18 protein-coding genes and 1 pseudogene are annotated in these 19040 nt (G+C 52.5%); 16 read left to right on the forward strand and 3 right to left on the reverse strand.

Annotation, left to right across the window (positions count from 1 at the left end):
* The first annotated feature begins 1 nt into the window (after position 1).
* The 9 genes and pseudogenes from NSU14_RS05090 (at position 2) to NSU14_RS05130 (ending at position 9610) form a co-directional block, all read left to right on the forward strand.
* Positions 2-685, forward strand: coding sequence for a YggS family pyridoxal phosphate-dependent enzyme (locus NSU14_RS05090; protein ID WP_039304298.1), 684 nt, complete (start codon positions 2-4; stop codon positions 683-685).
* Between the two features lie 11 nt (positions 686-696).
* Positions 697-1140: a cell division protein SepF gene (locus NSU14_RS05095; protein WP_039304302.1), complete on the forward strand. Its 444-nt coding sequence runs from the start codon at positions 697-699 to the stop codon at positions 1138-1140.
* Between the two features lie 7 nt (positions 1141-1147).
* Complete coding sequence (locus NSU14_RS05100) at positions 1148-1417, forward strand: YggT family protein (protein ID WP_039304304.1); 270 nt, start codon at positions 1148-1150, stop codon at positions 1415-1417.
* Between the two features lie 4 nt (positions 1418-1421).
* Positions 1422-2204 (forward strand): YlmH family RNA-binding protein, encoded by a 783-nt coding sequence (locus NSU14_RS05105; protein WP_076244023.1) that lies wholly within the window; start codon positions 1422-1424, stop codon positions 2202-2204.
* A gap of 165 nt (positions 2205-2369) precedes the next feature.
* Positions 2370-2855: a DivIVA domain-containing protein gene (locus NSU14_RS05110; protein WP_042139375.1), complete on the forward strand. Its 486-nt coding sequence runs from the start codon at positions 2370-2372 to the stop codon at positions 2853-2855.
* A gap of 336 nt (positions 2856-3191) precedes the next feature.
* Entirely contained in the window at positions 3192-3485 is a 294-nt protein-coding gene (locus NSU14_RS05115; protein WP_076244022.1) for a hypothetical protein, read from the forward strand.
* Between the two features lie 66 nt (positions 3486-3551).
* A pseudogene (locus tag NSU14_RS05120) lies at positions 3552-4525 on the forward strand (N-acetylneuraminate synthase family protein).
* 1296 nt (positions 4526-5821) lie between these two features.
* Positions 5822-8914, forward strand: a complete 3093-nt coding sequence (gene ileS, locus NSU14_RS05125) for an isoleucine--tRNA ligase (protein WP_336103783.1) — start codon at positions 5822-5824, stop codon at positions 8912-8914.
* Between the two features lie 393 nt (positions 8915-9307).
* Positions 9308-9610 (forward strand): DUF5665 domain-containing protein, encoded by a 303-nt coding sequence (locus NSU14_RS05130; RefSeq protein WP_144026082.1) that lies wholly within the window; start codon positions 9308-9310, stop codon positions 9608-9610.
* A gap of 33 nt (positions 9611-9643) precedes the next feature.
* Here the strand turns inward: NSU14_RS05130 and NSU14_RS05135 are convergent, their stop codons facing one another.
* A complete protein-coding gene (locus NSU14_RS05135) occupies positions 9644-10372 on the reverse strand; it encodes a TraR/DksA C4-type zinc finger protein (protein ID WP_042238479.1) in 729 nt (242 codons plus the stop codon).
* Between the two features lie 256 nt (positions 10373-10628).
* Between NSU14_RS05135 and lspA the strand changes: the two genes are divergently transcribed.
* The 3 genes from lspA (at position 10629) to NSU14_RS05150 (ending at position 13454) form a co-directional block, all read left to right on the forward strand.
* On the forward strand, positions 10629-11132 hold the full coding sequence (gene lspA / locus NSU14_RS05140; protein WP_076244020.1) for a signal peptidase II: 504 nt from the start codon (positions 10629-10631) through the stop codon (positions 11130-11132).
* A complete protein-coding gene (locus tag NSU14_RS05145; protein WP_340943305.1) occupies positions 11129-12100 on the forward strand; it encodes an RluA family pseudouridine synthase in 972 nt (323 codons plus the stop codon). The genes lspA and NSU14_RS05145 overlap by 4 nt, the downstream gene beginning before the upstream one ends.
* A gap of 100 nt (positions 12101-12200) precedes the next feature.
* Positions 12201-13454 carry an LL-diaminopimelate aminotransferase gene (locus tag NSU14_RS05150; protein WP_340943308.1) on the forward strand — a complete coding sequence of 418 codons (1254 nt, stop codon included), beginning with the start codon at positions 12201-12203 and terminating at the stop codon, positions 13452-13454.
* Positions 13455-13857: 403 nt separating this feature from the next.
* Here NSU14_RS05150 and NSU14_RS05155 read toward each other — a convergent pair whose 3' ends face one another.
* Positions 13858-14421, reverse strand: coding sequence for a GNAT family N-acetyltransferase (locus tag NSU14_RS05155; RefSeq protein WP_340943311.1), 564 nt, complete (start codon positions 14419-14421; stop codon positions 13858-13860).
* Between the two features lie 274 nt (positions 14422-14695).
* Between NSU14_RS05155 and NSU14_RS05160 the strand changes: the two genes are divergently transcribed.
* Positions 14696-15517 (forward strand): inositol monophosphatase family protein, encoded by an 822-nt coding sequence (locus NSU14_RS05160; protein WP_340943313.1) that lies wholly within the window; start codon positions 14696-14698, stop codon positions 15515-15517.
* Between the two features lie 243 nt (positions 15518-15760).
* Here the strand turns inward: NSU14_RS05160 and NSU14_RS05165 are convergent, their stop codons facing one another.
* Positions 15761-15886 carry a hypothetical protein gene (locus NSU14_RS05165; protein ID WP_340943316.1) on the reverse strand — a complete coding sequence of 42 codons (126 nt, stop codon included), beginning with the start codon at positions 15884-15886 and terminating at the stop codon, positions 15761-15763.
* A 238-nt stretch (positions 15887-16124) separates the two neighbouring features.
* On the opposite strand from NSU14_RS05165, the gene pyrR reads away from it, so the two are divergent.
* The 3 genes from pyrR (at position 16125) to NSU14_RS05180 (ending at position 19014) form a co-directional block, all read left to right on the forward strand.
* Positions 16125-16706, forward strand: a complete 582-nt coding sequence (gene pyrR, locus NSU14_RS05170; RefSeq protein ID WP_039304472.1) for a bifunctional pyr operon transcriptional regulator/uracil phosphoribosyltransferase PyrR — start codon at positions 16125-16127, stop codon at positions 16704-16706.
* Between the two features lie 2 nt (positions 16707-16708).
* Entirely contained in the window at positions 16709-17617 is a 909-nt protein-coding gene (locus NSU14_RS05175; protein WP_039304360.1) for an aspartate carbamoyltransferase catalytic subunit, read from the forward strand.
* 116 nt (positions 17618-17733) lie between these two features.
* A complete protein-coding gene (locus tag NSU14_RS05180) occupies positions 17734-19014 on the forward strand; it encodes a dihydroorotase (protein ID WP_340948888.1) in 1281 nt (426 codons plus the stop codon).
* Positions 19015-19040 lie beyond the last annotated feature (26 nt).

Consider the following 19040-nt stretch of genomic DNA (forward strand, 5'->3'; position numbering starts at 1 on the left):
TTTGGCCTCATTACAGGAAAGAATCGCCATCACCCTGGAACGTGTCGCACAGGCCTGCGCGGTCAGCGGCCGTGATGTAAGTGACGTCAAGGTTATCGCGGTGACGAAATATGTACCTCTGGATACGGTAGCCGCTGTGCTGGAAGCAGGGCTCACGGAGATTGCGGAGAGCCGCTGGCAGGATGCAGAGCCTAAATGGAATGCTCTTGGACACAAGGGAATCTGGCACTTTATCGGGCATTTGCAGACCAATAAGGTAAAAGACGTTATAGGTAAATTTGAATATATACACTCGCTCGACCGGCTATCGCTGGCACGGGAGCTGCACAAGAAGGCGGACGCCGCCGGACTGGATGTTAAGGTGTTCCTGCAAGTGAATATTTCCGGAGAAGATACGAAGTTCGGTCTGCCGCCCGAAGCGGTGGAGGGTTTCCTGAAGGACATCGCCCCGCTAAGCCGTGTGAAGGTAATCGGACTGATGACCATGGCCCCGCATGAGGAAGATCCGGAGCTTACCCGTCCCGTATTCCGGGGGCTGCGTGAGCTGCGCGATTCGCTTAATCAGCTTGCTTTGACACCTGAGCCTATACAAGAGCTGTCGATGGGAATGTCGAATGATTTTGAAGTGGCGATACAGGAAGGAGCCACCCGGGTGCGCCTGGGAACGGTACTAGTAGGTCATTAGGAGGGAGATTGATGGGCGTGATGAACCGGTTTATGAGTTTCTTGGGTTTGCAGGAGGAAGAGGAAATAGTGGAGCGGGAGCAAATTTCCCGTGATGAGGATGAATACGAACCCGCCCCTGTAGAAACACGCAAAAATCAGCGGGCCAACGTCGTCAGTATCCATTCGCAAAAAAATGTGAAGGTTGTGCTCTACGAGCCGCGTTCGTATGACGAGGCCCAGGAGATTGCCGACCATCTGCGTGCGCACCGCACGGTAGTTATTAATTTGCAGCGGGTGCGTAACGATCAGGCAATGAGGATTATTGATTTTTTAAGCGGAACGGTTTATGCCCTGGGTGGAGGAATATCCAAGATTGGGGGCAATATATTTATGTGCACTCCGGATACAGTGGAAATTCAAGGCTCCATAACAGAAATTCTTGGTGACGATCAAGATTACAACAGAATGAGGTGAGCAGGTTTTGGATCAAATATCTTCAATTATAGACATCCTATTTACAATTTACTATTACATGATTATCGTATACATTCTCATGTCCTGGCTGCCTAATCTGCGTGAGAACTTTATCGGTGAGCTGCTTGGCAAGCTTGTGGAGCCGTATCTTACGCCATTCCGGAAAATCATCCCGCCTCTGTTCGGAACCATCGATATCTCCCCGATTATTGCGATTGTCGTGCTCCGGTTTGCGGTAGGCGGACTTCATTCCATTGTGGCCCTGGTGTTCGGCTAATCACATGAAGAATGAAATTTACGGCCACTTCCACCCGGATGAACGGCAATTTGTGGACAAGGCCTGGGAATGGGTTACGAATGCAGGAGAGTACCATGAGACCAAGCTGACCGAATTTCTCGATCCCCGTCAGGGATATATACTGCAGAGCCTGGTGAACCGCCACCCCGATGTCATTGTACGCTGGGAGGGCGGTTCTGACGATGCCGAGCGGAAGCGGGCTATGGTTGCGCCGGATTACCGTGATCTCACGGGTGAGGACATGGAGCTGAAGGTGCTGGCCATTACCTCGGGGGAGCAGAAATTTCTTGCGCTGGAGCATGGTGATTATATGGGGGCCATCCTGGGACTGGGCATCAAAAGAGGCAAGATCGGTGATATTCATGTGCTGGAGGACGGCTGTCACGTTGTGGTAGCTGAGGATATCGCCGATTATCTGTCCATGAATCTGACCGGTGTACACCGGATCAACGTTAGTACAGAGATACTGCCGCTATCCGGCTTACGCAGCAGCCAGGTTAAGCTGGAGACGATGGATTTCACCGTGGCTTCCCTGAGACTTGACGGAATTGCAGCGGATGTGACCCGGCTTAGCCGGAGCAAAATTCTGGCTCCCATCAAAGCCGGACGTGTGCGGGTGAACTGGAAGGTGGAGGAGGATCCGTCCTGCAGTCTGAAAGACGGTGATGTAGTTTCTATCCAGGGCTTCGGACGGTTCAAGGTGCTGGAGATCGGCAGCTTGACGAAGAAAGGCCGTTACCGGATTCTGGTAGGCAAATTTGTCTGAGTTCTTTGCAGGATTACAGGCGTGCTTGTCGAAATTGATATTCTCAAGGGAAACACCCCCCTTCACTTTTGGGGATATCCAAGCAAGCAGTCTTTCATCTTTGTCTTCCGGACAGACTATCGTTCAGGGACAATGGATGTCCGAAATTTCTAGGAGGTGCACAGCATGCCATTAACACCGCTCGATATACATAACAAGGAATTCTCTCGGAGAATCCGCGGTTATGACGAAGATGAGGTCAACGAATTTCTGGATCAGGTCATTAAGGATTACGAAAGCGTTATTCGTGAGAACAAAGAGCTGCACAACCAGCTTTTATCCATTCAGGAACGCCTTGATCATTTTGTCAATATTGAAGAAAGCCTGTCCAAGACCATTATCGTGGCTCAGGAGGCTGCAGATGATGTGAAGAACAACTCCAAAAAAGAGTCACAGCTGATCCTTAAGGAAGCGGAAAAAAATGCGGACCGGATCATCAACGAAGCGTTGTCCAAATCCCGCAAGGTAGCGATCGAGACAGAAGAGCTGCGCAAGCAGGCTTCAATCTACCGCACCCGTTTCCGGACCCTGCTGGAGGCCCAGCTGGAGCTGCTGTCGCAGGATGACTGGAATGCGCTTGAGAGCCGCGAGGTTACTGAGAACGCCTTGTGAGCGGGAATCCGGGCCATTCATTTGAATAAAAAACTCCTTAGTAGAAGTTATTGATCTTGTTTGTTTAATAAACAAGACTTCTACAAAGGAGTTTTTTTGTGTTTTATTGCGGCGCGAAAACCTTTGCAGTAATGATAACAGGGCCAGTTACAGTAATGTCTCCCTGAAGATCCTCTTGGTTTGTGGCAAATACCTGAAAAACATGATGTCCTACAGATACATTCCTAAGGATGGTCTGGAACACCTCACTGGTGAAAGATATGTCTGAGAAGGCACTTCAGCTTATGGGAGAGGGCCGGTTCAATGAGGTTATAGACAGGATCATGGGAGGGGACTATGGCAGACATTAATGACTATAAGCTGGAGAACCTGGGTCAAGAACATAAGAGCCTTGTCCTGGAGTGGCGCAACGCCGGCCATATCCGTCCTTTTATGAATCATGCTGAGCCCATTCCCTTAGATGAGCATTACAGATGGCTGAATTCTGCGGAGAAGGATGCAAGCAAGCTTGTGAAATTATGCTTTTATCAAGAACAGCCTATAGGTCTCGTTCAATTCTCACAGATCAACCTCACCAACCAAACCTGTGAATGGGGCATAGAAATCAACAATATACCGATGTGGTATTAATGGCGATCTTTCAGGAGCAATGGGAGAAGCACAGTGAAGTGTTGAAAGAGGAGGCTGCTGGAGCAAATGAAGGAAATCACGATCGGTAACCGGCGTATAGGAAGCGGGGATCCTCCTTTTATCATCGCGGAAATGTCCGGCAATCATAATCAGCCACTTGACCGGGCACTTGAGCTGGTTAAGGCGGTGGCCAAGGCTGGCGCACACGCATTTAAAATTCAAACGTATACACCCGAAACGATGACGCTGAATATCCAGGAGAGAGATTTCATGATTCCTGAATCCAACGGGCTTTGGAAGGGAAAGTCTCTATTTGAGCTCTATAAGGAGGCGTATACCCCCTGGGAATGGCACGGAAGAATATTTGATGCCTGCAGGGAACTAGGGATGATTCCCCTCAGTACACCGTTTGATGAAACCTCAAAGTCGCCTCCAAGGGAAAGCCGATGATTATTTCTACAGGAATGGCTTCTCTCGGCGAAATTGAACATGCGGTAAACACAATAACCGGTGCAGGCTGCAGTGAGTATATTCTATTAAAATGCACAAGCAGTTATCCGGCTTCGCCCGAAAACTCAAATCTGAACACCATTCCGTATTTGAGCGAAGTGTTTCATTGCCAGGTAGACTTATCAGATCATACCCTGGGCGTGGGGGCCGCCGTTGCAAGTGTAGCGCTGGGCAGCACTGTCATTGAAAAGCATTTCACCCTTAACCGTGAGGATGGCGGGGTTGATGCGGCTTTTTCTCTGGAGCCCGGGGAATTTGCTTCCCTCGTGAGAGAGACGGATACGGCCTGGAGGGCACTCGGCAGGGTTTCCATCGGTCCCACGAAGGACGAGGAGAAATCACTTCAATTCAGGCGGTCGATATATGTATCTAAGGATATAAAGGCTGGTGAAGTGCTGACGGGGGATAATATTAAAATAATTCGTCCAGGATATGGTCTAGATCCGAAATACTACGACCTGCTGTTAGGAAAACAAATGAAAAAGGATCTTCCCCTCGGCACTCCGGTAAGCTGGGAGCTGTTATTATAACCCTGCCTTCCCGGTTCCGGGCCTATGGATCTTGACAATTGGTTCTAAACAGACTATAACTAGAACATATCTGTAATCCATTGAATCGAAATTCGATGACGGGACAAGTACGATAAGGTAACGTTCTCCAGAGAGTCGGTGTTTGCTGCGAGCCGATCGTTCACGCCTTGCCGGAAGATCCTCCCCTAGAAGCTAAGCTGAAGCGTATATGCATACGTGTGTAAGCTATGCCGTCTGCCGGACGTTATCCCGGACCCGTGTGGCATTTCTGCATGCGGAACTGAGATTGTACTGAATACACTCCCCTAAGGATGTGCATGAGGTGCAAATTAGGGTGGTATCGCGAGCGCTGTCTCGCCCCTTTGGGGGCTGGATGACGCTTTTTTTGTGTGGGTCCATCCCCCTAAATCCCCCTTTCCAAGGGGGACCCCAAGGGCTGGCCGCCCTCTGGACACCTGCAACAAGTGCTCCGAGTGGTGAGTGACGATGGCGGAAGGGGAAGGATTACTGCGGCGAATGGCGCGGCCCTTCTTAGGCTGCCCTGACGGGTACGCCTGCGGGGCCTTAACTGCGGAAGACCTAGGGCGAAGATCAAGAGCGAGGCCCCGGCCCAGCGCTGCCCTAACGGGTTCGCGGGCCGGGTACCCGGCAAGAGCGAGGCCCCGGCCCAGCGCTGCCCTAACGGGTTCGCGGGCCGGGTGCCCGGCAAGAGCGAGGCTCCGGCCCAGCGCTGCCCTTCGGGTTCGCGGGCCGGGTGCCAGGGCAAGAGCGAGGCCCCGGCCCAGCGCTGCCCTAACGGGTTCGCGGGCCGGGTGCCCGGCAAGAGCAAGGCCCCGGCCCAGCGCTGCCCTAACGGGTTCGCGGGCCGGGTACCCGGCAAGAGCGAGGCCCCGGCCCAGCGCTGCCCTAACGGGTTCGCGGGCCGGGTGCCCGGCAAGAGCAAGGCCCCGGCCCAGCGCTGCCCTAACGGGTGCGCGGGCCGGGTACCCGGCAAGAGCGAGGCCCCGGCCCAGCGCTGCCCTAACGGGTTCGCGGGCCGGGTGCCCGGCAAGAGCGAGGCCCCGGCCCAGCGCTGCCCTAACGGGTTCGCGGGCCGGGTGCCTGAGGTAGAGCGTGCCGCTTGCGGCGTAAGCGGGCATTACAACAAAATTAACTTACCAAACACCTTTCCCCTGGAGATCGACAAACTTTCCGGGTGTCCAGAGGGCGGAGCCCTTGGGGCCCTCCCTTGGCGAAGGGAGGGTTTGGGAGGGATCGAGAAGGTTTAAAGACTAAACCACGGAAGGATTGACCATCATGCATAAAGTAGATGTAAAAGAAAAAGCACGGGCCAGAGATGTCCGTATCCTGAAAAAATGGAGCGACGAGAATACGTTCCGCAGATCCATGGAGAACCGCGAGGGACGCCCGAACTATGTGTTCTATGAAGGACCTCCGACGGCGAACGGCGTGCCGCATATCGGGCATGTGCTGGGCCGGGTCATCAAGGACTTCGTCGGCCGCTACCAGACGATGAAGGGCTTCCGCGTAATCCGCAAAGCGGGCTGGGATACCCACGGCCTGCCGGTTGAACTCGGCGTGCAGAAGAAGCTTGGCATCTCCGGCAAGCAGGACATCGAAGAATACGGTGTAGAGAAATTCATCAAGGAATGTAAGGAAAGTGTATTCGGCTATGAGAAGCAGTGGCGTGAGTTCACCGAAGCAATCGGCTACTGGACGGATCTGGATAACCCTTACGTTACGCTGGATAACACCTACATCGAGAGCGTGTGGAATATCCTCGCTACCGTGCATGACAAAGGCTTAATGTACCGCGGACACCGCGTTAGCCCGTACTGCCCGAGCTGTCAGACGACGCTGAGCTCCCATGAAGTGGCGCAGGGCTACAAGACAGTCAAGGACCTGAGTGCTACAGCTAAGTTCAAGCTGGACGGCAGCGGCGATTATGTGCTGGCCTGGACGACCACACCTTGGACCCTTCCGGCGCATATGGCATTGGCAATGAACCCGAATATGGAATATGTGCGTGCCCAACAGGAAGACGGCGTATATGTACTGGCCAAGAATCTAGTGGATGAGGTGCTCAAAGGCGAGTATACGATCCTGTCCACCCATACCGGTGCGGACTTTATCGGCCAGAGCTACACTCCGCCGTTCGATTATATCAAGGCAGAGAAGCATAATGTGATCGTAGGCGCATCGTTTGTTACGGATTCCAGCGGTACCGGGATCGTGCATATGGCTCCGGCACATGGTGAAGATGACTACAAGAGCTGCCGCGAGAATGGCATCAGCTTCGTGAATGTGGTGGATACCTCCGGTAAATACACCAGTGTGGTGAGCGATTTTGCCGGACGGTTCGTCAAAGACGTCGACCTCGATATCGTGAAGGTATTGTCCGAACGGGGACTGCTCTACAGTAAAGAGAAGTACGAGCACAGCTATCCGTTCTGCTGGCGCTGCGATACTCCGCTGCTCTATTATGCAACAGACAGCTGGTTCATCCAGACAACAGCGATCAAGGATCAGCTGATCGCCAACAATAACAGTGTGAACTGGTATCCGGACCATGTGCGTGAAGGCCGCTTCGGCAAGTTCCTGGAGGAGCTGGTGGACTGGAATATCAGCCGTAACCGTTACTGGGGCACGCCGCTGAATGTCTGGGTCTGCCAGGACACCGGCAAGGAGTTCGCTCCGCATAGTATTGCTGAACTGAGATCGATGGCGATCGGCGAAGTAGCAGAGGATATCGAGCTGCATAAGCCGTATGTAGACAACATCAAGCTGCGGAGTCCGTTCAGTGAAGGCGGCGTAATGGTGCGCACACCGGAAGTCATCGACGTATGGTTCGACAGCGGCTCGATGCCGTTCGCCCAGAGTCACTATCCGTTTGAGAATGAGGACAGATTCGCAGACCAGTATCCGGCGGATATGATCTGCGAAGGGATCGACCAGACACGCGGCTGGTTCTACAGCCTGCTTGCCGTATCGACGCTGTTCACGGGCAAAGCGCCTTACAAGGCGGTAATCGCCCATGGTCATATTTTCGATGAGAACGGCCAGAAGATGTCCAAGTCCAAGGGCAATGTCATCGACCCTTGGGAGATCATGAACGAATACGGCACCGACGCGTTCCGCTGGGCCATTCTGTCTGACAGTGCGCCATGGAACAACAAACGGTTCTCGCGCGGTCTGGTGGGAGAGACGAAGTCCAAGGTTGTGGATACCCTGGTTAACACGCATGCGTTCCTGACGCTGTATGCCGGTATCGACGGCTACGATCCTGCGGATCACCCGTTCAAGCTGTCAGAGCATAAGCTCGACCGCTGGATTCTGTCCCGATTGAACAGTCTGATCCTGCTGGTGGATAAAGGTCTTGCCGTTAACGATTTCGTGAATACGTCCAAAGCAATTGAGAATTTCGTAGATGAGCTGAGCAACTGGTACATCCGCCGTTCCCGTGACCGGTTCTGGGGCAGCGGGCTGGGCGAAGAGAAGCTGGACGCATACCGCACACTTACGCATGTCCTGCTGACCACAGCTACGCTGATGGCACCGTTCACACCAATGCTGTCCGAGGATATCTTTACGAACCTGGGCGGCGGCGAAAGCGTGCATCTCGCGGATTACCCGGTAGCGGATGAGAGCCTGATCGATCTTGCACTGGAAAAAGATATGGAGAGCGCCAGAGGGATCGTGGAACTGGCCCGTAACGTACGCAACGAGAGCGGCATCAAGACCCGCCAGCCATTGTCTGAGCTGATCGCATCGATTGATGATGACTTCAATGTGGCGGATTATGAAGAGCTGATCAAAGACGAAATCAACGTGAAGCATATTGTAATCGAGCACAGCGACAGCGGATTTGTGGACTTCACCCTGAAGCTGAACCTGAAGGTCGCAGGCAAGAAATACGGCAAGAACGTCGGCTTCCTGCAGGGCTACCTTAAGGCCATGGACAGTGACGCTACCCGCAAAACCGTACAGGACGGCGGACTCGCCATTGTATCGCCGGACGGGGAAGAGCTGCAGATCACATCCGAGGAGCTGCTGGTCGAGAAGCAGGCCAAACCGGGTTTTGCCTCGGCTTCCGGCTATGGATTGACGGTGGCACTGAACACCGAAATCACACCGGAGCTGGTGCAGGAAGGCTGGGTACGCGAAGTCGTACGTGCGGTGCAGGATTACCGTAAACGCCTGGATCTGCCGATCGACAAACGGATTGCTCTTACGCTGCATGTCGATGACGAGCTTAAGGCGGCGGTTACCGCATTCGAGCATGTGCTGCGCGAGAATGTACTGGTGACTACGGTTGATTTTGACGGAGATTATACCTATGAAACTGTGGATGCCGGCGGCAAGAGCATCGGAATTCATATCGGCGCTTAAGTAACACACACCCTGCATCACTTGTCCCTATATGGCATATACTAGCCGCAAAGGAAAAGCTTCTATGGGTTAGAATGCAAAATGACGAGCCCCGTGCTTAAAGAGAGAAGTCTCTTTAACCGGGCTCGTTTGCTTTGCGGGTCATAGAGATTCGAGGGAGGTGCCGGAGGCATGGGCGGATGGAAAGATGGAGATACGGAGGCCGGGAAGCCGGAGAGGCCGGAGGGGCCGGGCAGAATTTCAATTCAGACCTCGGGAGTAGACAGCGGCAGGGATACCGGTAAAGTACCGGAGGAGAAGCGGCAATTCCTGCATTCCGGGGAGCGTATACAGACACCATTTTCTTCTCAAAAGCCTGCAGCCGCGCTCGCAGCAGCCGGTGATCCGGCAGAGCTGCCGCAGGAGGAAAAGCTGAACGCGCTGTACCGGATGACCACCCAGCTGGCCCAGCAGATGGAGAAATCGCGGATTTCGGAATATACGGAGCTGCTGCATTCGCCGTTCCGGCTGATCTGGCTGAATATTTTATCCGGAGTAGCCCGGGGGCTGGGGATTGCGCTCGGGTTTACTTTTTTTGCGGCGACGATTATTTATGTGCTTCAGGTGCTCGGGGCATTGAATCTGCCGATTATCGGGGACTATATTGCGGACATTGTGCGGATCGTGCAGCATCAGCTGGAGCTGAAGACCTTCTGAACCGGGTCCAAATTAAAAAAGAGCAGCACACGGCTACTCCCTTTCTTTTTTGAGCGGGTCCAGCAGGTAGTCACCTTCCCCGTCGTCCATGTAATGGCGGTAACTGTTGCCTTTGATGATGGTTAGATGATTTCCCGTAATGTCGGTAGCGACGAAATTCTCCCATGGCTCCACGAAGCCTTCGGTTTCGTCCGCTTCGATCTCCATATCATTATAGGAGCTGATGTTATTGCCTTCGGCCATGGCAGGGGAATCGGAATTGCCCCAGCTCTCTACAATCTGCCAGGCATCCTCCCCGTCGAAGCCGTTCTGGTCCTCCCGCTCATCCAGGCTGGTCCGTCCAAAAGGCGGAGACAGCAGCTCCTCCTCCACCGGGCGGGTAAACGGAGCGCTCTGGCGGGGAGCATGCTCTTTGGTGTAACGGGTGGATGGAATCGCGGCCAGACGTTCATAAGGAATCGGTTCGCCGCTGGCTATGCAAATGCCATAGGTGCCTTCATCCATCGCCCGCAGCGCCGCTTCGATATCGTCCAGCTCATGCTCGTCCCGCTCCAGCAGGGAAATATCCATGGAACGGTTATACAGCTCGGTGGCGGCATCGCCGGGATGGTTGTCGATCTCGGACAGCTCTCCTGTAGTATCGCGCATAGCTTCCTGCAGTCCGTAATGCTCATTATTTTGCAGCCTGTGCTTGATGTCCTCCTGCTGCTGTAGCAGTAATGCGCGCAGCCCGGAGAGCTGGGTTGATGTCAGATGGCTCATTGCTGTGAGCTCCTTTCGGTGGCTTAATCCTCGCTGAAACGGTACCGTCTTTATAAAGAAGGGCAAAGCCGTTTCCGCTTGTATAGCTTGGCCGCAGGGGCCCTTTTTTAGCGATGGAAAATAGTGCCCGGACTTTGGCGGGTTTAGAGTGCCTTGCAATGGACGGTATCTTGAGGCCTGTGCTACAATATACAAGTCTTTATACAGTATTCGTACCGCGGACCGCGGGAAAAATAAGAACGGAGTGACAACTTCTGTGGTGTACTTTCTGATTGCGCTAATTGTATTTTTGATTGACCAGGGTACCAAATATCTGATTGCTACCCGGCTGGAGATTGCAGAGCAGATTCCGGTTATAAAGGATTTCTTCATTATCACGTCCCACCGCAATCGTGGAGCCGCTTTCGGAATTCTTGAAGGACAACAGTGGTTCTTCATTGTAATTACGGTTATAGTTGTTGCCGGTATCGTCTGGTATCTGAACAAGGCCCGGAAGACCCGCAAATTGCTGCCTACGGCATTGTCGCTGGTGCTTGGAGGAGCCGTCGGAAACTTCCTCGACCGGATTCTGAACGGTGAAGTTGTGGATTTCCTGATGTTCAATTTCGGCAGCTATACCTTCCCGATCTTCAACGTAGCCGATTCCTGCATCGTGGTCGGGGTAGCCCTGATTATTCTCGATACGCTGCTGGATGTGAAAGGCGAGCAGGAAGTCACCGAAGTTAAGGAATCACAGGAAGTCAGAGAAGGGAATGAATGATTTTGAATAAAGACGTCAATGAGCAGGCGGTTTCTGGCGCCCTCGAAGAAGAAAGAGACGTCACCGAATGGATGGTTGCCGCGGAGAATGCCCGGGAACGGATTGATAAGTACATTAGGGAGTCTTGGGAAGAAGAGGTTTCCCGCTCGCAGGTTCAGCTGTGGATCAGCGGTGGTCATGTGACGGTGAACGGCGCTCCGGTCAAAGCTAACTACAAGCTGTATGAAGGCGACAAGGTGGCTGTTACGGTTCCGGAAGCCGAAGTTACGGATTTAATTGCGGAGAATATCCCGCTTGAGGTTGTATATGAAGACAGCGACGTTATCGTGGTGAATAAGCCGCGTGGTATGGTGGTGCATCCGGCAGTAGGACATCCCTCAGGCACCCTGGTCAATGCGCTGATGTATCATTGCAAGGACCTGTCAGGCATTAACGGCGAGATTCGTCCGGGCATTGTGCACCGCATCGACAAGGATACCTCCGGTCTGATTATGGCTGCCAAGAATGATGCCAGTCATGCTTCGCTGGCCGCGCAGCTGAAGGAGCACAGCGTAACCCGCCGCTACATCGCAGTAGTGCATGGCAATCTGTCTCATGATAAGGGCACAGTAGATGCGCCAATCGGCCGTGATCCGCATGACCGCAAGCTGTATATGGTCACTGAGAAGAACAGCAAACGTTCTGTGACGCATTTTACGGTGCTGGAGCGCTTCGGCGACTGCACACTGCTTGAGCTGCAGCTCGAGACCGGACGGACGCATCAGATCCGTGTGCATATGAAGTTCATCGGTCATCCGCTGGTCGGCGATCCAATCTATGGACGCAGCAAAGGCACGACGATGACTGGACAGGCTCTGCATGCCGCTGTACTGGGATTTGTGCATCCTATCACAGGAGAGTATAAGGAGTTCAGCGCGCCGCTTCCGGCAGATATGGAAGAAGTGCTGTACACACTGCGCAGCAGATAAGTACAAATGAATAGATTATAAGTCCATGGCTTCTAAGGCAGCTTTGCTTCATATTTAGATCATGGATTCACAACAAAAGCCAGGAGATGAGACGAAGATTATGAGTATTGAACACTATCAGGAAACATTCATTCAGACTAATTTTGCGGACCGCATCGGCGGCGCCGGATATGGCAAGGACACTTCCATCTACAAATTCGAGAAAATCAAACGCGCCAAAGCATCGGCGAAGCAGGATTTTCCTAACATTGAATTGATCGACATGGGCGTCGGCGAGCCGGACGAAATGGCGGATGAAGGCATTGTGGCCAGACTTGCCCTTGAAGCTGCCAAAGAAGAAAACCGCGGATATTCCGACAACGGGATTCCTGAATTCAAAGCAGCGGCTGCAGTTTATCTGAAGGAAGTATTCCAGGTAGACGGCATCGACCCTGTAAATGAAATCGTACATTCCATCGGTTCGAAGCCTGCACTGGCTATGCTGCCATCGGTCTTCATTAATCCGGGTGACATCACCATCATGACCGTTCCGGGTTATCCGGTGCTGGGCACTCACACCAAATATCTGGGTGGACAAGTCTACTCCGTTGAGCTTAAGAAGGAGAACAACTTCCTGCCTGACCTGAACTCTATTCCCGAAGACGTAGCCCAAAAGGCGAAGCTGCTCTACCTGAACTATCCGAACAATCCTACAGGCGCAAGCGCAACTCCTGAATTTTTCAGCGAAGTAGTAGCCTGGGCGAAGAAATATGATGTAGTCGTTATCCATGACGCTCCTTATGCAGCGCTGACGTATGATGGCGTGAAGCCGCTGAGCTTCCTGTCCGTACCTGGTGCCAAGGATGTCGGCGTTGAGCTGCACTCCCTGTCCAAGTCCTACAACATGACTGGCTGGAGAATCGGTTTCGTTGCCGGCAACCCGCTGATCGTTAAGGCGTTCAGTGATGTGAAGGACAACAATGACTCCGGTCAATTCATCGCGATTCAAAAAGCTGCCGCATACGGTCTGTCTCATCCTGAGATTACCGAAGCGATTGCCGCCAAGTACTCCCGCCGCCACAACATGCTGGTGGATGCACTGAACAGCCTGGGCTTCAAGGCAGAGAAACCGAAGGGTTCATTCTTCCTGTATGTAGCTGCTCCAAAAGGGGTTAAAGGCGGACGCCGCTTCGAATCCGGCGAGGACTTCTCACAGTTCCTGATCCGCGAGAAGCTGATCTCCACCGTGCCTTGGGATGATGCCGGCGCGTTCGTCCGTTTCTCCGTGACTTTCGTTGCCAAAGGCGAGGAAGATGAGAAGCGTGTAATTTCCGAAATTCAAAGACGCCTGAGCGACGTTGAATTCGAATTTTAAGTTTGGTTGATGGGCCGCTGCAGAGAAATCTGCAGCGGCTTTTTGTTATGGCAGCCGATCGCTCCCGAGCCTCACTATCCACTCCGTCTGGTCAAATGTTGTACAAACTGCAACTTTACTCAGACGAAACAGGCCCTGAAAGCGCAAATCCTGCACTTTTTACAACAATCCGCTTCAGAAAAGTAAATATTCATCCTAAATGCTGTAAAAAATACAACATTTAGTCCAATGATGTATTTGCGGAGCAAAAATCCTGTAAAATGTGCAACATTACTTGGACAGGCAGGCCGGTAACAGGGGGGACAGCATGCACGGGACGGTGTTGAGAATGAGGTGGCGTTAGCAGCCTCGAATATAAAGATAAGCCAGCCGGGAACTCCCGGCTGACCTAATGAACAATAGCCTAACCCTTCCGGTAGGCCTTGCTGTGAAAGGCATTAATATGATGGAACAATGCTTCGCCGTCATCCGGTACATGTCCGCTACCATCCAGCGGCAGCAGCATCGCCTGATACGGCTCCGGCACCCAGATATACTGGTGGACATAGGAGGTCAGGACGAATCCGTTCCGCTCCCAGAAACGAATGCGCTCCTTGTGTGTATCCGAGGTTCCGGATTCAGCTTCGATAATAATCCCTCGGATGCCGTGATCTCGCACTGCCCAGTCCCTGATCTGTCCGAGGAACCGGGTTCCCGTACCCGCCCCGCGCAGCTTCTTATCGACCGCCAAGTAATCTATGATCAGTACCTTATCTTCAGTCTTTTCCACGACCGCAGTAACGGCCATAGCGGCAACTTGCCCTTGCTGATCCAGTCCCGCATGTAGATAAGCAATTCGCCGCTCCAGCATACCGCGCAGAATCCCTTCCGGTTTGGCTCCGCTGGGAAAAGCCTCCCGGTACACCGGCTCCATCTGCTTCCAGAGCTGTTCATCCCATTTATCTACTGTAATAAACTCCAGGTCCATGATTTGTTCGCCTCCATTTTTAATCATAGCAGAGGCGGGGCGGGAACGAAAATAAGCCAGCGGGCAGGATAGTTCAATCATTTTACGAATTTTTTATAAGCTGGATAATTTTATAAATTACGCAATGATTATTTTTTGAAGGTATGATTAAATTGAAGCAAGCAAGATCATCAAAGTTGTCTCTCAAAATGTTGATGATTCCTTATTAAGCAGATACCATAATCATTACTGTTTTTAAGAAATTACTTAAAAGAAACGCACGATAAGGAGGAAAATGAACGAAATGAAGTTCGACCTTCGAGAATTAGCGTTGTTTGCAGAGCAGGCTGTAACAAAAGCGGGTGACAGGATTTCCGAATTGCGCAGCCGGGAAAAAATTGAAGTGAATTACAAGGATTATGGTGAACTTGTGACATCCGCTGATTTGTTATCGGAAAGAATCATTCAAGAAGCCATAATGGGTAAATTTCAAGGTCATCGAATTCTTTCGGAGGAAAATGGAGTACATAACTGGGATAATTTCAAGTTTGACGGTCCGGTTTGGGTAATTGATCCCTTAGATGGAACAGTTAATTTTGCCCGCAACCTGCCGCATTACGGCGTTTCATTGGCTTTTGCCCTTGATGGCGTAGTACTGGCAGGAGCAGTATATGCGCCGGATTTGCACTGTACTTATGTTGGGATTAAAGGGGAAGGCTCATATTGCAATGGTGAGCGTTTACGAATTCGTACATGTACTTCGCTGTTTGATGCTGTCATAGGCACAGGTTTTCCGCATGATCCAGCAAAAGTGGAACCAGCAATCGAAAGAGTGAACCGACTCAGAAGAAGCTGTCGTGACATTAGGCGTTTTGCCGCCCCGACAGTAGACATTTGTTATGTGGCGTCCGGTAAATTAGATGCGCATACGGAAAGTCTTTCACCGTGGGACGTAGCCGCCGCAGGCTTGATTGCGCGGGAGGCGGGAGCATTAAGTTGCAATGTACATGTGGTGCCCGAACACATTCCTAATGAACCCTATGGTGAAGAGGCCGTATTCACGACACCCGGAATCTTTGATGATCTTTTGACATTATTGCGGAAGGAATCTGAATAAAAGGTTCATTCTTTTTGCAGCATTGTTGTATGTAAGAAAATGTTAGCTTAGAAAGACATGTTTAATGAAAAGGCCATGCTTTTCAGGATAGCTTTAGTTCCAAATATGCACTATCAGCGCAGCGCTATAGTGCCGCCTTGCCTGCCCCACCCCTCCCCGTTTAGGTGGAAGCGGCGGAGGGGTTTTTGGAACTGTAGGAGCGTTAGCGTCCGCCTTTGTCTCCGGATTTAATCCGCTTAGCGGTTAATCAAATAAATCTGGAGACAACAGCGGCCGGAAGTCCAAAATCACCGCAGCCGCGCCCTTCACCAAAACGCAGCCGCCCTTTGCCTGTGAAGAAAATTTGACACCACCCCTTTCATCTGTCATAATTCCCTATAGTTGAATATGCGCCTTTAATTCAGTCCCGTGAGGCTGGCAAGGTAACGTGAATCGAGGTTCGCGAACATGGAAGCAGGAATCCGTATGAGTACGGAGAGCCTTTTTATGCGCGCGGACACGCCATCTTTTTGAATCTGCGGATTTCACTCCTTGCCTGTTTCGGGCAAGGAGTTTTTTGTTTATCCGGGAACTTGAACAGGCGATCAAGCAGGAGGATGGCACGATGATGGTTACTGAAAAAAATGTCATTATGGACGAAACGGCGATTCGCCGGGCACTGTCACGCATTGCACATGAGATTTTGGAGAAGAACAAGGGTATTGAGAATTGTCTGCTGGTCGGCATCCGTACAAGAGGGATTTATCTGGCCCAGCGGATTGCGGAGCGCATCAAGGAGATTGAAGGCGTGGATATACCTTACGGTGAGCTGGATATCACGCATTACCGCGATGACCGCGAAGGCGGCGGTGACAACAGGGAGTCGATGGACAAGGCTGTGGTCAACAGCAATCTGACCCTGCCCCCGGGCAGCAACGGCATCCAGGACAAGAAAGTGATTCTGTTCGACGATGTGCTGTACACCGGCAGAACCATCCGGGCGGCGATGGATGCGCTGATGGATTGCGGACGGCCGCGGATGATCCAGCTGGCGGTACTGGCTGACCGCGGACACCGGGAACTGCCCATCCGCCCCGACTATATCGGCAAGAACGTACCTACCTCCAGGCATGAGCAGATTGAAGTGTCACTGACCGAATACGACGGCAAGGACGAAGTGTACATTATTTCAAACCGGGAGGAACGATAACAATGATGACGGCAACCAAAGTGAAGGAACGCAGTCTGCTGGGGATTAAGGAGCTGGACGCTTCGGAAATCAGCCAGCTTTTGAACAGAACGGCTTACTGGGACAATCAGAGCGAGAAGCTCACGCCGGTACTGAGAGCGCATTTTGTTGCCAACATGTTTTTTGAGAATAGCACACGGACCCGCTTCTCCTTCGAAATGGCCGAGAAACGGCTGGGCGTTCAGGTCCTGAACTTCACGGCGGCAGCTTCCAGTGTAGAAAAAGGCGAGTCGATCTACGATACCGTACGCACCTTAGAATCGATGGGGATCGATGCCGGAGTTGTGCGTTTGAAGCCTGCAGGCGTGCTGCAGCAGTTGGCCGAGAAGGTAAGCATCCCGCTGATTAATGCCGGAGACGGCAACAATGAGCACCCTACACAGGCGCTGCTGGATCTGTACACGATGCGCAAGCATTTTGGAGAACTGAAGGGCCTGAAAGTGTCGATTATCGGAGATATTATGCATAGCCGGGTGGCACGCTCCAACCTGTGGGCACTGACGAAGATGGGTGCAAGCGTTCAGTTTTGCGCACCGGCGAATATGCAGGCTCCTGAGCTTGCCGCCTACGCCCCATACGTTTCAATGGAAGAAGCGCTGAAAGCGGATGTGGTTATGATGCTGAGAGTGCAGCTGGAACGGCATTCCTCCGGTATTATTTTATCGGCAGCAGAGTACCGGGAGCACTTCGGACTTACGGAAGAACGCGCTGCGAAGCTGGACAAGGGGACGATCATCATGCACCCGGCGCCGGTCAACCGCAATGTCGAGATCGATGATGCAGTGGTGGAGAGCAGCCAGTCACGGATTTTCCCGCAGATGGCGAATGGAGTCCCGGTACGGATGGCAGTGATGGAGAGAGCACTTCAATAGCAAGATTCCGCAAAAAAACCTCACATAACTTTATTAATAAATATACACAAAGATGAATTTTTATTATATAATAACTTAAGAGCTTACGGCTGCGGCCTGAGGCACAAAGGAGAATCATAACCGTGATCATTAAAAACGCCAGTGTACTGGGCCAAGAAGGCGTGCTGGAGCGTAAGCATATTGTAGTGTTGGACGGGGTAATCTCTAAGATTCTGGATGCCGCGGAAGCGGTTGAAGAAGCCGGGGAGATTATTGAAGCGGAAGGCAAGCTGCTGATTCCGGGACTGATCGATATGCATGTGCATTTACGTGAACCGGGGTTTGAGCATAAGGAAACGATTGAGACCGGCGCACGTTCGGCGGCCAAGGGCGGATTCACGACCATCGCCTGCATGCCGAATACACGCCCGGTAACAGACAGTGCAGAGATCGTTCAATTGGTAAAAGACAAGGCGCGTGAAGCCGGACTCGTGAAGGTGCTGCCTTATGCGGCCATTACGAAGAATGAGCTCGGACTTGAGCTGACTGATTTTGCGGCACTGAAAGCGGCTGGAGCGATCGGCTTCACCGACGACGGTGTAGGCGTACAGAGCGCACAAATGATGAAGGATGCCATGAAGCTGGCGGCAGGAATGGATATGCCGGTCATCGCGCACTGCGAGGACAACTCGCTGGTTGAGGGCTGCGCGGTAGCGGAAGGTACGTTTGCCGACAAGCATGGGCTTAAGGGAATTCCGAATGAGTCGGAAGCCATCCATGTAGGCCGCGACATACTGCTGTCTGAGGCTACTGGCGTTCACTACCATGTTTGCCACGTCAGCACCGAGCAATCGGTACGGCTGATCCGTCAGGCTAAGCAGATCGGCATCAAGGTGACTGCTGAGGTGTGCCCGCATCATCTGCTGCTCTCGGAGGAAGACATTCCGGGAATGGACGCGAACTGGAAAATGAACCCGCCGCTGCGCTCGCGCCGCGATGTGGAGGCCTGCATCGAAGGACTGCTGGACGGCACACTAGATATCATCGTTACCGATCACGCACCGCACAGTGCGGAAGAGAAAGCAAAAGGCATGCAGCTTGCACCGTTTGGCATTGTCGGTTTTGAGACAGCCTTCCCGCTGCTGTATACCGCTTTTGTGGCCACTGGCAAATGGGATCTGTCCCTGCTGGTCCAGCGGATGACCGCTGATCCGGCCCGGGTGTTCAGATTGAACACTGGCAGCCTTGCAGTAGGGGCGCCTGCCGATCTGACACTGATTGATTTGAATGAAGAGAAGGAAGTGGACCCGGCAACGTTTGCCAGCAAAGGGCGGAATACTCCTTTTGGCGGATGGAAGCTTAAGGGCTGGCCGGTGAAGACTTGGGTAGACGGCAGAGCCGTATGGAGTGAAGTATAACTGACGGTTATGGCAGCCAGGCTGCC

It is taken from the genome of Paenibacillus sp. FSL R10-2771, assembly GCF_038000205.1.
Taxonomy (GTDB): Bacteria; Bacillota; Bacilli; order Paenibacillales; family Paenibacillaceae; genus Paenibacillus_AQ; species Paenibacillus_AQ phytohabitans.